This window comes from Nostoc sp. ChiSLP03a, from assembly GCF_034531215.2.
GTDB lineage: Bacteria > Cyanobacteriota > Cyanobacteriia > Cyanobacteriales > Nostocaceae > Nostoc.
Genome location: NZ_JAVRBQ020000104.1, coordinates 67,726 through 81,204, shown reverse-complemented (window position 1 = coordinate 81,204; position 13,479 = coordinate 67,726). Strand labels below are relative to the sequence as shown.

Here is a 13,479-nt window from a genome sequence, read left to right as displayed (position 1 = left end):
TGTTATTATTGGTATTAGCAATCTAGATTATAATCGGATATAAGTAAAATTTTTAAAGCAAGTTACATCCGATTATGATCTAATTCATAATTTTATTATTTCATACTTAATGCTTCTTTTTTCAAAACTAAAAAAATTTTACAATTGCTCATCAAATATCTAATAAACCATATCGCTTTTGTAAATCAAGTAACTTCATTCTTGCTTCTCCAGCATTATCAGCTAAGTCGGCGAACTCTACAAAGCGACGCAATTCCTTTTTCAATAAATTACGTTCAACTTCTATAGTTTCTCTATCTAAATCTGGTGGCAAAACAATCATGTCAAATATAGTGGCGCGTTCTTTACCTGGATGAGGACGTAAAACTCGCCCCCGTCGTTGAATGAATTGGCGGGGATTACCAGAACTTGATAAAATCACCGCAGTTTGAATTGCGGGAATATCGACGCCTTCATCTAAACAACGAATTGCAACTAAACCTTGCAACTCTCCACTTTCAAATTGATGGCGCAAAATTTCTCGTTCTTGTAAAGTTGTTTGAGCCGTATAGGTGCTTACCTTGTAACCTAAATCCACACCCAGAATTTTTGCAACAGCTTTGAGTTGGCGTAGAGATGAACGTTGTCCCGCCTCTTGGGAACCATCACTACAATAAAAAAGAGTGTGGCTAGTTTCGCGGCGAGTAATCATTAAATCGCGCAAGGCAGTTAATTTATTTTCCGCCGCACCAATTAACCTTGCTCTTTGCATCAATAACGGCTTTAAATCTTCATTGTCTTCAAATCCCGCATGTCCATTTTCTTTATCTCGATAAAGAAGCGATCGCCCAATTCTTTTAGTTAGCTTTAAATAAGCAATACTTTCGGCTTCTGTTAACTCTACCAGCACCGGATAATAGAGATAATGTACCAAAGCACCTTGAGCGATCGCATCCCTTAAAGTAAACTCTGGCTGGAGAACTGGGCCAAAATAATCAAATAAAGATTGCGTCCCAAAATCATCAAAATACCTTTCCGGTGTGGCAGATAAAGCTAGTCTCAACCCAACAGTGCGCGGTAAACTTTCTTCTAACTTGGGTGCGCCTAAATTATGCGCCTCATCCCCAATAATTAAAGTTTTGGCAGGAAAATATTTGAGTTGAGACTGAAAACCATCTCCAATTAAAGTGGAGTTCGTAGTAATTACGGTGACAAATCTTTGAGAACCAGAACGCAGATTATAAATTTGCGTAGAAAGTTCACTTTGCCAAGTGCGTAAATTCTCAAAAGCTAAAATGGGTTGCAAATTAAATTTTTCACACTCTCGCGCCCATTGGGTAACGAGATGACGATAGGGACACACTACCACCAGAACTTGTAAATTAATCTGCTGATATAATTCACAAGCGATCGCAAGTGCGGTAATCGTTTTACCACTACCAGTAGCCATTTTCAGCGTCCCTCTGCCATTGTTGGTAAACCAGCTAGCGATCGCTTGACGCTGATATTGCCGCAATTGCAGAGACACAGGCATTCTTGGGCATCCTGGTAATGGTTGCGATGTTTGATAACTGCTTTTACTTTCCCTTGTAAATGGTAGTTTTAAGCGGAAAGTTGGCAGTTGCCGCACTGGATTTGCCGTCAGGTACATATTATGTTAAGCACAAATGTGGTGATGAACCTTAATTATTGGGCATTGGCAATGTTGACTGTTGACTGTTGACTGTTGAGTGAGGAGTTATTATTATCCCTCATCTTCCCCACTCCCCAGTCCCCAGTCTCCACTCCCCAGTCCCCAATTCAGTTATAACCTCGCCAAACACCTATGAGAGAACCTTGTACCTGTACTTGTTGAGCCATGACTTCAATGGGATTGTACTTAGAATTTGCTGGTTTCAGGGTAACGCGATCGCCTTGGCGATAAAAACGCTTTAAAGTAGTACCGAACCCATCAACTCTGGCGGCGACAATAGTACCATTTTTTAAATGATTTGGTTCTGCTACTGGACGCAGAAATACCACATCGCCATCAGCAATTAAATCTTCAATCATGCTATCGCCAGCTACTCGCAAAGCATAGGTTTGGGGAGGAAATGAGATATTAGAAAAGTCTAGATGATCTACAGCATCAGTAAACGGTTCTATTAAACCACCAGCAGCGATCGTGCCCAAAATTGGTACACCTTGCTTCACAGGATGCAAAATCCGAATCGTTCGCGCTTGTCCTTCAGTCCATTCAATATATCCTTTTGTGCGTAAATGATCTAAACGACTTTGAATTGGTGCTGGTGACTTCAAGTTCATCGCTTGCATCATTTGCCGAATAGAAGGCGAATGCTGGTGCGTTTTGATGTATTCTGCTAACCATTCGTAAAGTTCTTGTTGAGCTTCCGTTAGACGTTCCATAAATTTGCGGGAAGTAATTATAAATGTCTTTAGAACATTAGTACTACAAAAAACTCCCCATAAGCAATAGAAAACTAAAAATATCAAAGGCAAAAGTAAAAATATTCTCTTTTCTCTTACCCATTTATTTCGGATTTTTTACCAGCAAGTAGTTAGGAGCCAATTGCACACTCACTATTTTGACTCCTAACTCCTAACTCCTAACTCTTAACTCCTTTCATTTTGCCCCTAAAATACTAGCAAGCAAAGCCTTTTGAGCGTGCAGGCGATTTTCTGCTTGTTCCCAAACTCGTGATTGAGAACCTTCAATAACTGCCTCGGTAATTTCTTCACCGCGATGGGCTGGTAAGCAGTGTAAAACAATTGCCTCTGGGTCAGCAAGGCTTAATAGCTCCTCTGAAATTTGGTAAGGTTGAAAAATTGGCATCCGATTGTCTGCTTCTGTTTCTTGACCCATACTTGCCCAAACATCAGTGTAAAGTACAGCAGAACCCTTAGCTGCTAATTCTGGATCGTGAGTGACGAGGACTTCCGTTTTGTTATTAGCGATCGCTCTTGCTTGTTCTACAATCTGAGAATCTGGCTCATATCCGCTAGGAGTGGCAATTCTGACATTCATCCCCACCAAAGCACAGCCTAACATCAGAGAATTAGCCATATTATTCCCATCACCCACGTAGGTTAAAGTTAACCCAGCAAGGGTGTTAAAGGTTTCCTGAATTGTCAATAAATCCGCTAAGACCTGACAAGGATGTTCTGTATCAGTAAGCGCATTAATCACCGGAATCTTGGCATAGCGAGCAAAAGTTTCTAAATCTTGCTGCGCAAAAGTACGAATTGCCAAAATATCTAGATATCGATCTAATACGCGCGCCGTATCCTGCAAAGGTTCCCCGCGACTAACTTGAGTGACATTAGGATTGAGATCGATTACCTGTCCACCAAGTTGGTACATCGCCACAGTAAAACTTACCCGTGTGCGAGTTGAAGCTTTGGAGAACAACAACCCCAAAACTTTATTACACTGCAACTTCAACTCCTGTGATTTAAGTTGAGTTGCCAATTGCAGGAGTTCTTGAAGTTCCGTAGAACTGATGTCCGCTAGACTTAATAAATCTCGTCCGAGCAATGCTGCCATGCTTGTAATCTGTAAAAAATAATTATATATTTCTGTTCCTTTATTCAGCTGTGCCAAGAAAATATAGTTTTAGAACCGATCGGGTATTTTTCGGTTCAGCCCAGGATTTGAGTTAGCTTTTGCTATAAATTTGCTATAAATATTAATTTATCAACTTTATCAGTGATTCAGAATGCCTGATTGTTTCTGGTTTATCACAATGGCAACGCCAGAACAATCATTTAAACCGACAAAAGCATCGATATTGCTAAAATTTCTGGTCTTTTAGCCTAATTTAGGATGAAGCAGATATTTTTTAGAATTTACAGCTAGACAAATAAATGGATTATGGTAAAATAAGAAATCGTGGTTGCTAATTAAGAGTAATCGTCAGACTTGCCAGCATAGCACAGTGGTAGTGCATCCGACTTGTAATCGGAAGGTCGCGAGTTCAAATCCCGCTGCTGGCTTTAACGCAAAACCCCAGATTTGAGGGGTTTTTGCTTTTTTGGTAATGCTTGCTTCCGCGATTTAGCATATTAATATTGTGCTAAATTACCTTGAAATATGGTCAACTGTGGAAAAGATTTAGTTCAAATTTAGTTCGGGTGTCGGGCGATGAAATGGACTCTTGAAGCAGTTAATGATCGTCTGAAAGCTGGTAAAGTAGGGGTGAAAGTAGAGGTTAGGGGCATTCCCAGCACTTTGGAAATTGAACAGGTGCGATCGCTTTTTGATGACCGCCCTGATTGGCAGTTGGTTACAACGTTTTTCAGGCGATCGCTTGATCGCTCAATTTTTGGCTAAATATATTTTTGAGCTACATTGTGGACATTTTGAACCAAATTTTGAACTTTCGGTCAAGATTTTCGATTAAATTAGTGTGTCTTGCTCTGCATTTTTTACCAAGTCCAAAAATAAAACTTTTGGTTGCATTATGGTTCGTATTTAAAACACGCAAAGTTGAGGTGATTGAGGGAGCTTGTGATGCCTGCGGCGGGCTTTGCCTACGTACTCCCTGCGAAGAACAGCCGCTCAAGACACAAACAGCAAAAGCAGTGCCTAAAAATATCAGTTTCATTGGATATAGGAATTTTGGCTCTCTGCTTATAGCTTCCAAGATCAGCGCCAAAATCACCATTCCTGAAAAATTTTTCATAACCCCTTGATAGGGCGATCGCATGACTGCAAAAATCATTGCTAGCTGAAAAATTTTTTATCACCAAGGGCGATCGCTTTTATCCTCTTCAGAGGCAACTTTTTTATAAATATTTTTTGTTATCTTTACCAAGCTTTAGAAGCGGCAACCGGAAGTCCAACACGCATAAAGAAGCGAGCAAAAGCTTGTGACAAATGCTCGCGATACGGTGGCAGTAAGCGTAATCTTGGATGCGATCTTTGCTCCAGAACAGACTCAAGAAAATTGCGTGGAATCGTATAAACATCGTGGAAATCAACAATTCGATGTTCTATATCCATCTCTCCAATGGCTTTATTTTTAATCGCACCATTGTTTAACATGGTTAAGTTCCACATATATCCATCACGGATATCATCACAAAGTCTTTTCCATGCTTTTTCTGTAGGATTGTGCCCAAATACCTTCATTTGATCTTCCCAATCTTTTCGGTAGGCGGAAAGAGAAAGGTGAGGGCATAAAATAACATTGCTCACTTTTTCATTTTCTAGGTCACAAGCTTGAGACATAACCACAACATCAGCCTGGATAGCATCAACAGCCCCTTTTAGTACTTCAATTTCTGTTTCTGTCGCTTGTATCTGCGGTATCTCTGGCTTCCAGGTGAGTATAGGGCAGTTAAAAATTATATCTCCCTGCGTCAACTTGGTGCTTGCTTTTACGAGTTCATACCAAGTTTCAGTCATCTTCAGTCTCAATCATGCGACGATCAATTGTTATACGGGGCTTCCAAGGTGGTAGATCCGTAGTCTGAAGCTCAATGGGTTTTGAGAATAAAACTTCTGGCTTATGGGCAACAGAAAATTTATCATCACGATGCAATCTAGGCTCATCTTCTAAATCTTCATGACTCAACCACTTCCATAAATCCGTAAGTTCAGCAAGTGATGAAGACGTGCCGTCTTCCATTTCATTGTCAATGTCAGTCCCCCAAACTTTGATGTATTCTGCGGTATTTCCCAGAATAGAAACAGTTAACTTTTTGGTTTCGTGCCACCATTCAAGAACTATTTCTGAGTCAAGGCTCAAATTTACCAATGGTTCGTTCCACCACATTTGGTTAGCAGCAACAACGCTACGTAGTTTGTCTAACCATTCTATGGTGTATTTATAAGTTTCATTGTCGGCTCCTAATTCGGCAATTCTTCTGTGAGTTTTGGGATATGGGGAATAGCTCTGGCTTGAAAATTCTAGAACCGCACAATTATCAGATTCTTCAAAGATAGCTTTGACCCTTTGAGATGAAGAGGCAACTATCTTAGACTGATATTTCCAATTCCCTAGAGTTGATGTTCTGTCTGTTGCAATAACACCATGATTGATGTTTTGCCCAATCGATGCACCTTGTAAGCCTTCTGCTGATTGAGAAAGCGGAGGTTGGGCTAATTTGCTATGTATCTGAGATAGCGTTGTTGTCTCTAAATTGCAATGATTGTCCTTCGCAGAATAATGATCTTTACTCAATAACATCGAACAACTCCCTTGTGCGATCGGTAATTAAACTCTCAAAGGCTTGCCCTTCTCTTTGTCTTAATTCATATAAAGTGGAAAGTGCCTCTTCTAGAGGTAGAGGTTTTTCTACCCATTCTTGAGAAATTTCTAAATCAAGGACAATTACAACTTGTCCAGCTTTTCCAGGAGGTGATACAGCATCCGAAAAATTTAATACTAGCCTTATTGGTATATCTTCATAGATTAACTCAGTTCGAGTTAAGAATGCTGACATCCTACTTGGAATGCCATCTGCTGGAACTTGAGGATATATTGTGAAATAATCGCTAAGTTCAATTTCCAAGTTAGTTGGAATAGCTATTTGATTTATGTAACGAAGAGCAATACGCGTTACGCCAACAGGTTTAGCAACGTCTACATAGACATCAAACGCCCGATCAATTCTTTGTTTGAACTCATCCCACCCCTCGTAAGGACGCAAGGCGTGGACGCTCACCAGATCAGGGACTACAGCCACTAATTTGTTAGCATCCGCAGAGGGTAACAGAAGCTTAGTCCAGCCCGGTCTTACCGTAAGTTCAGGGTTTAGAGACTGGGATCTGACTTGGAATTCAGTCTCTATAGAAGTCTGTCGTTGTGGTTCACCTGTGTAAAAATCTCTTATCTTTTCATAGAATAAACCAGGTATTGTAAAATTCCACACTGGGCCTGGGGCAAAGCGAAACTCACAGACCGCTTCTTCTATTGGTGGGTTAGGATACTGACGGCGTGTCATAGATTACCTAAATTTGGCATAACCTCACATTTATAATTAACTACAACTTTAGGACGAACAAATAATGAATACTGTTCAATAATTTTATGGTATCTAAGCCTAGCTTCGTAAAAAGTTATTTATAAACTCACAATCCTGCCCCCACACAAAACTACCCGTTTGGATGGTGAACGCGAACAGCATCCTACAGAGAAGGTGATTTCGGTAAAGTCCCTTGAGCAAATAAATTCAGGACTTACGCAACTGGCACAAGCAATGGTGCCAGTTGCGTAAGTCCTGTTGGATTCATCAAGTTGACTCTGTTGTTTTCTGAAGCGGTTATCCTCAGCCTGCATAATCCTTTAGATATTATGCTCAATCGTTTCCCTGTACTTCTCTTCACCCGTGATTTTTAGGTCAACCAATTCCCAATTGGCAGAGGCTAACTCTACATTGAGAGAATATTCCTCAAGCATGAACTCTCTAGCATCTTGTAAGCCCTCTTTATACATCTGTTTGTTTTGGGCGATACGGTTTTTAATCAGTCCAATGCGATCGCTCGATACTGATATTAATTAAGTGGACGCAGAAGTGTAATTTTGCCCGTGCCCGTCTCTTGACTGAGTTGTGCCACGTAGAGATTTCCATTCGTGGGATTCTCAATCAAATCCAATGGACTTGGATTAAAACCAGTGAAGCCAGTAATACCCGTTTGGGAACTTACAATATCCAACTTTGCGCCACCTGGGGTTAGCACAATGATGTCTTTCCCTGAACTGAAGCGTGTCACTAGCAGTTTGCCTTGCAGCTGTCCACCTAAAACATGACTACGATATTCAATAATACCATTAGGTGAAAAATGCTCTCCGAAATCGAAGGCAATACCTTTCCAATTCCGGTCAGGTAGAGTACCAACGGGATATTCACTTATCTGAACTGGATCTGTACCAGCTGTAGGATTTCCTCCACTCAACACCCACTCACAACGCTTCGGATTGGGATGACCGTAATAACCATTTTTAACAACCCGAAACAGAAAGTCTCGCTGTGTGCCTAGACTGCTAAGAGCAGGCACAGATGGACTAGTATATGCCCCATTAGTAGCCTTATCAATCCGGTTGTGGCAGGCAAGAGGTAGGGGGATAGGTGTATTTGGCGTATTGCCACCAGCCGCCGAACCATTCGTTGGTACATACAACTGACCATTGCTGTGCCAAACCAGATCGTAGGCATTACGTATACCACTAGCAAAGATAGTTACAGGCGCGTCCGCTTTAAAGGGGTTATAAGTACCTCCATCCTCCGTCTTAACGCTTAAAGGAGGTGAGGTAATTTTGGACAAGTCAACTCGTAATACAGCAGCAGTTAACAACTGCTCAGGACGATTACTCCAGGCAGTGTTTGGTGCGCCAGTACTACTATTACTACCCTGCAATACATAGAGCACGTTTGGCTCATTGGGCTTAAATTCAATGCTATTGGTTAGATGATCCCGGCTCGATCGCGGTAAATCAACTACATAGTCTTTTACTGTCTCTAGATTGGTACCGCTTAAACGAGTAATCTTACCACTCCACTCTGGCGCATCAGCTTTTGCATTCCAATAGTAGTTATTTGTTACCCAGAGAATTAGGTTGTTAGCATTTGTTGATGAGGGATCGAAGTGCATACCAACGATCGTTCGATTACCACCATTTGCAGTCTGCAATGAGGAAATCGTTTGTGGCATACCCAGAGTGCCATCAGCATTGATCGGGAAACGCAAAATCTCACCTAGTAAGGTGGCAGCATAGAGTTTATTGTCAGGCCCAATCAATACTGTGGTGTAAGGCTTGATAGGTACATTCGCTAGTGAGATTTGCTCGAAAGTAATATTGCTTACTGGCTTCACAAACACGCCTGTTGTGAAACTGATGCTATAGGGTAAGAATGCAGCACCACTGCTATCTTTAACCCCATCGGTGATTTGTAACAAATATTTGGTATTGTTCTTAAGCTGATTTATTGGGGACACTACAATTACATCTCCACCACCAGAAGTGTTGTAATTGGCATTGACTTGCGTATTAGTACTAGAATCAATCAGCTTAATGGTTGAGCCGGAAATAGTATTAACTGCAATCCCACTGTTGGGGAGATTTAGGTCTGCTGTAATCGCGATATCTGGCGGCATGTTTGTCTGACCATCATTAGGATTGGTCGTTCTGATCGAGGGACGATTACCTGGTGCGATCGCAATATAGTTGAGCTTGGTATTCTTACCACCTTTAGCATCAATTGTGAGTTTGCCATCGGCAACATTAACAATCCGGGTAATTGCGGCAAACTTTTTGGTTGCCGTTGGTACAAAGCCAGAAATAGCAGCCGTCCCTTCTATATTGATCTGGTGCTTACTATTTACACTGTTAATAGCATCACCGACGCTAACAGTCACATTGTAGGAACCATTAGATAGGGCATATTCCCAAGCAGCAGGTATGGTTACTCCTGTTCCCGCATTGCTAGGAGGATATTGCAGATGAATCAGTCTATTTAGTCGCCGATCGATGCCACTTTGGTTGCGATCGCGTGTATTGAGTTGGATATCAAGGGGAGTAGGTGTACTATTGCCTAAGCTATCTTCACGCACCCAACCAAAACCTCTAGTATCATTGTAGGCTTGACCGATATCTTTAATATATCCAGATGGTACAGGAGCATTATTTGGTTGAAAAGCAATCCCTTGAACAATTGCTAATACCAGTATTTTGGGTTTGATCTTGTAAATCATAGTATGCCTTGCTGTTGTGTTCGTAGTTGATAAGTGAGTAGTCCATTAACATTGGCCAAGTATCTGCAATGATTATTCTTGGCAATCCTTCACTAGCTATAAACGAACGTAATGACCGCAAGTCTTAGGGAACTCATTTCTCCAGAATGTATAAAAAGTATTTATTAAATACTTTTTATACATCAATACTCAACTTGTTTTTAAGAGAATTATAAGGGAACTTTCTAATGCCTCAACTTGGCACAGCATGATTACGTAAAAAGCAATAAATCTTCAAAATTATTACCGTAAACCAACCTTAATATCATGTCCGCCTAATTAGTTATAATTCCCGCATCTGTGCAAAAATCAGGAAACTCTTTTCCCCCTACTCCTTGCCATCTTAATGATAAGTCTTTAAATGGATACGATATGAATTGGTGCTGGCAGAGTTCATTTCTATCTGTGCTGTTAATACAAAACTAATATCAGGGTAGTTGATGTTTGTAATATCTATAGTTTGGAGAGCCAGCAAGGGCGATAGTGCAGCGTAAAGCCTTCTCTTCTCCCAAAGGAGACGCTAGGCAAACGCTAATAGCACAGCAACTCTTAAAGATGCTACCGCTAACATCTGGGGGTTTCTTGACAACCAAGCAAGTGGCCTTTGAAAAACAAAACCTAATATTTTATCCATATTTATGTTGTGTTTAACAATAATGAAACCCAACACGAACATGGAGATATTTTATTAAGTAATCAGCCGAACATGATATAAGTTTGACAGTAAATCAGGAAAAATTTTTCAATATCTATACTTACCTTTGTAATAAGATGATATTCTAATTCACTCATCTATCTGAAGGTGGATTATGCAAAGATTAACTTAATTACTAAGCAAATCAGCTTTATTTATCAGTGCGCAACTGGGTGGGGTAGTAATTTCCGATCGCATAACGATCACATAATATTTAACGGGTCTACATCAATAGTTAAACTTACAGATGAAGGACAAAGCGATCGCACTTCTTCCCAATCTGGTAATCGCGGTAAGGCATCAGGGGCAAATTTAATCAATATTTGCCAGCGATAACGATTAGCTACTCGTAAAACACTCGCTGGTGCTGGGCCTAATATCTCAAATTCTTCTTCTGTACTCAAGGCTGTAGTAATAACTTGCGCTGTATTTTGCACTTGAATCGGGTCGAGACTACTTAAACGCAACAAAATTAACCGCCCGTATGGAGGATAATTGAGTGCTTGGCGTTGTTCCAATTCAGCTTGAGAGAAAGATTGATAATCGTGCGATCGCACTGCTGCAATTACCTGATGCTCTGTAGTATAAGTCTGCACAATCACTCTACCGGGATCTTCACCTCTACCAGCACGTCCGGCGACTTGAGTCAAGGTTTGAAACGCTCGTTCGCTGGCGCGATAATCTGATAAATTTAGTAATCCATCGGCGGCGACAACACCCACAAGTGTCACCTGTGGTAAATCCAAACCTTTAGTGAGCATTTGCGTACCGACTAACAAATCTGCTTCGCCGTTGGCAAACCGAGTAAGTAAGGTACGATGGGAGCCTTTATTGCGGGTAGTATCGCTATCAAAACGAATCAAGCGCAACTCTGGGAACTGCCTTGCTAGTTCCTGCGTTACCCGTTGAGTACCGCTACCGAAAAATTTCAGATAAGGGGAACTACAATCAGGGCAAAATTTGGGGTGCGATCGCGCATAGTTACAATAATGACACCGCAATAATTCCGGCGCTTTTTCTTCGGTGTGGTGATACGCCAGCGACACATCACAATGCGGACATTCCAACACATATCCACAACTGCGGCAAGATACAAAAGTACTGTGTCCCCGGCGATGGATAAATAAAATTCCCTGTTGTTTTCTTTCTTGCAACTCTTCTAAAGCTGTTTGCAGCGATCTACTAAATATAGAACGATTTCCCTGCTGTAACTCTTGCCGCATATCGACAATTTCCACCGGTGGTAAAGGGCGGGAGTTGATGCGCTCAGGCAAACTTAAGTAATGAGTGCTGAGTGCTGAGTGCTGAGTGCTGAGTGCTGAGTGAGGAGTGAGGAGTGAGGAGTTAGGAGTGAGGAGTGAAGAGTGAGGAGTTACGACTTCTCCCCCTGCTCCTCTGCTCCCCTGCCTCCCCACGCTTACCCAAGTTTCCAACGAAGGCGTAGCGGAACCCAACACCAAGGGGCAATTTTCTAATTCGGCTCGCCACTGGGCAACGGTGCGGGCGTGGTAGGTAGGTATGGGGGAATCTTGTTTAAAGCTGCTATCGTGTTCTTCATCTAAAATAATTAAATCCAAGTTGGGCAAAGGGGCGAAAACGGCGCTGCGAGTACCAATGATAACTTGGGGTTCTTCTGCGAGCATTTGTCGCCAAGTGTCATAACGTTCACCATCTGAAAGGGCGCTGTGATAAACGCTGACTTTATTACCAAAACGAGCGCGAAAACGATCGGTTAGCTGGGGTGTGAGTCCAATTTCTGGGACTAAAACCAGGGCAGATTTACCTTGATTGAGGAGAGGTGCGATCGCTTGCAAATATACTTCGGTTTTTCCTGAACCTGTCACCCCATGCAATAAAACTTGAGCAAATCCATTTAATGTCTGAATTGTTTCTAAGGCGCTAGCTTGGGCAGTAGTTAAAAATTTAGCACCATCGCCTACTAATGCTGGGCCTTGTTCAGTTCGCAATACTTCCCGTTCTTCGATGACGATGTAACCTTTTTGTGCCAGCGTCTTGAGGATAGAGGGACTAGCATTGCAAATTTGCAGTAATTCATTTTGCCACAACTCCCCACCACGCCGCCGCAACACTTCTAAAATCTCTCGTTGGCGAGTAGTTAACTCTCGATCAATTGTATTTGTAAGCGTAACTGCTTTTTGTAATTTTGGTCGAGTTAGTCGCGGCGGTTCTAAGTAGCTTTCTACTAAACCAAATCGCAATAATTCCCGAATTCCCCGATAAGCAGATTTGACTTTTTGTTGCAGGTAAATAAAACTGTAGTCCCCCGCCGGCTGCCCTTGCAAAAGTTCCCAAACTTGCCGCGCAGTTGGAGTCAAAAAAGCCAAAGGATCGGCAGATGCCAGTAAATAACTACTCCCCCCTGCCCCTCTGCCCCCCTGCTCCCCTGCCCCTTCGCCTCTCACAAGGCGGATACGACGCTGCGATCGCCCCAGTAACCCTGGCGGCAGAGCAACCCGGATTACTTGAATCAGGGGCGTATAGTAATATGCAGCAACTCGGTTGAGTAATTCCCAGTAAGCACTTGGGAAAAATCCAACGCTGATTATATCTTCTACTTCGCGGATTTTTTCTGGTGGTAAATCGATATTGGGTTGTGCCAGTAATCGAATCGCGATCGCTCCTAATTGTTGCGCTCCAAATGGCACGCTCAAAATATCCCCTGGTTTTATTTCTAACTGGGCTGGCAATCGATAAGTAAATAGTCCTGTACTTCCTGGACAGTTTACCAATACTTCAACCCACCGATTAACAGTTTCACCTGACTTATATGATTCACTTGGTTCACTCACCACTAAAGGAGATAAATTTATGTCATTAATATACATAGTTGCTAATTTTATAATTAAATATTTTCCTCACATAGCTGGTCAAAATCAACCTAGCTAACTAAACTTTAGTTTTTCGCTTTCTTAAATTTAAATGGTATTTCTCAATACTGTTATTCTTCATAATACTTGATAATTTTCCTCTTATGTAATCTACTAGACAAATTCGTATCAACTATATATGCAATAAATATTTGGTGCCCACTATACAAATAAAAGCATGT

Annotated in this window: 10 protein-coding genes and 1 tRNA gene; 2 read left to right on the top strand and 9 right to left on the bottom strand. The window is 41.5% G+C overall.

All coding sequences use genetic code 11. From position 1 onward, the window contains the following. Positions 1 to 151 precede the first annotated feature (151 nt). From RMY32_RS17450 to argF, 3 genes are all read right to left on the bottom strand, one after another. Entirely contained in the window at positions 152 to 1,630 is a 1,479-nt protein-coding gene (locus RMY32_RS17450) for a DNA phosphorothioation system restriction enzyme (RefSeq protein WP_322710159.1), read from the bottom strand. Positions 1,631 to 1,779: 149 nt separating this feature from the next. Continuing rightward, positions 1,780 to 2,385 (bottom strand): transcriptional repressor LexA, encoded by a 606-nt coding sequence (gene lexA / locus RMY32_RS17445; RefSeq protein ID WP_322710158.1) that lies wholly within the window; start codon positions 2,383 to 2,385, stop codon positions 1,780 to 1,782. Between the two features lie 217 nt (positions 2,386 to 2,602). Beyond that, the gene (gene argF / locus RMY32_RS17440; RefSeq protein ID WP_322710157.1) at positions 2,603 to 3,523 is read right to left on the bottom strand and encodes an ornithine carbamoyltransferase; all 921 of its coding nucleotides are present in this window, start codon (positions 3,521 to 3,523) and stop codon (positions 2,603 to 2,605) included. Between the two features lie 377 nt (positions 3,524 to 3,900). Here argF and RMY32_RS17435 point away from each other — a divergent pair. Together RMY32_RS17435 and RMY32_RS17430 are read left to right on the top strand one after the other, a co-directional pair. Continuing rightward, positions 3,901 to 3,972: transfer RNA gene (locus tag RMY32_RS17435), tRNA-Thr, on the top strand. A 148-nt stretch (positions 3,973 to 4,120) separates the two neighbouring features. Continuing rightward, entirely contained in the window at positions 4,121 to 4,309 is a 189-nt protein-coding gene (locus RMY32_RS17430) for a hypothetical protein (RefSeq protein ID WP_322710156.1), read from the top strand. A gap of 13 nt (positions 4,310 to 4,322) precedes the next feature. On the opposite strand, the gene RMY32_RS17425 is transcribed toward RMY32_RS17430, so the two are convergent. From RMY32_RS17425 to priA, 6 genes are all read right to left on the bottom strand, one after another. After that, entirely contained in the window at positions 4,323 to 4,661 is a 339-nt protein-coding gene (locus tag RMY32_RS17425; RefSeq protein WP_409883291.1) for a hypothetical protein, read from the bottom strand. A gap of 125 nt (positions 4,662 to 4,786) precedes the next feature. Further along, positions 4,787 to 5,386 (bottom strand): hypothetical protein, encoded by a 600-nt coding sequence (locus RMY32_RS17420; RefSeq protein ID WP_322710154.1) that lies wholly within the window; start codon positions 5,384 to 5,386, stop codon positions 4,787 to 4,789. Next, on the bottom strand, positions 5,379 to 6,170 hold the full coding sequence (locus tag RMY32_RS17415) for a hypothetical protein (RefSeq protein WP_322710153.1): 792 nt from the start codon (positions 6,168 to 6,170) through the stop codon (positions 5,379 to 5,381). The genes RMY32_RS17420 and RMY32_RS17415 overlap by 8 nt, the downstream gene beginning before the upstream one ends. Then, positions 6,157 to 6,927 (bottom strand): TIGR04255 family protein, encoded by a 771-nt coding sequence (locus tag RMY32_RS17410; protein WP_322710151.1) that lies wholly within the window; start codon positions 6,925 to 6,927, stop codon positions 6,157 to 6,159. The genes RMY32_RS17415 and RMY32_RS17410 overlap by 14 nt, the downstream gene beginning before the upstream one ends. Positions 6,928 to 7,477: 550 nt before the next feature. Then, a complete protein-coding gene (locus RMY32_RS17405; protein WP_322710149.1) occupies positions 7,478 to 9,676 on the bottom strand; it encodes an Ig-like domain-containing protein in 2,199 nt (732 codons plus the stop codon). A 936-nt stretch (positions 9,677 to 10,612) separates the two neighbouring features. Beyond that, positions 10,613 to 13,255, bottom strand: coding sequence for a primosomal protein N' (priA, locus tag RMY32_RS17400; protein WP_322710148.1), 2,643 nt, complete (start codon positions 13,253 to 13,255; stop codon positions 10,613 to 10,615). Between the last annotated feature and the right edge of the window lie 224 nt (positions 13,256 to 13,479).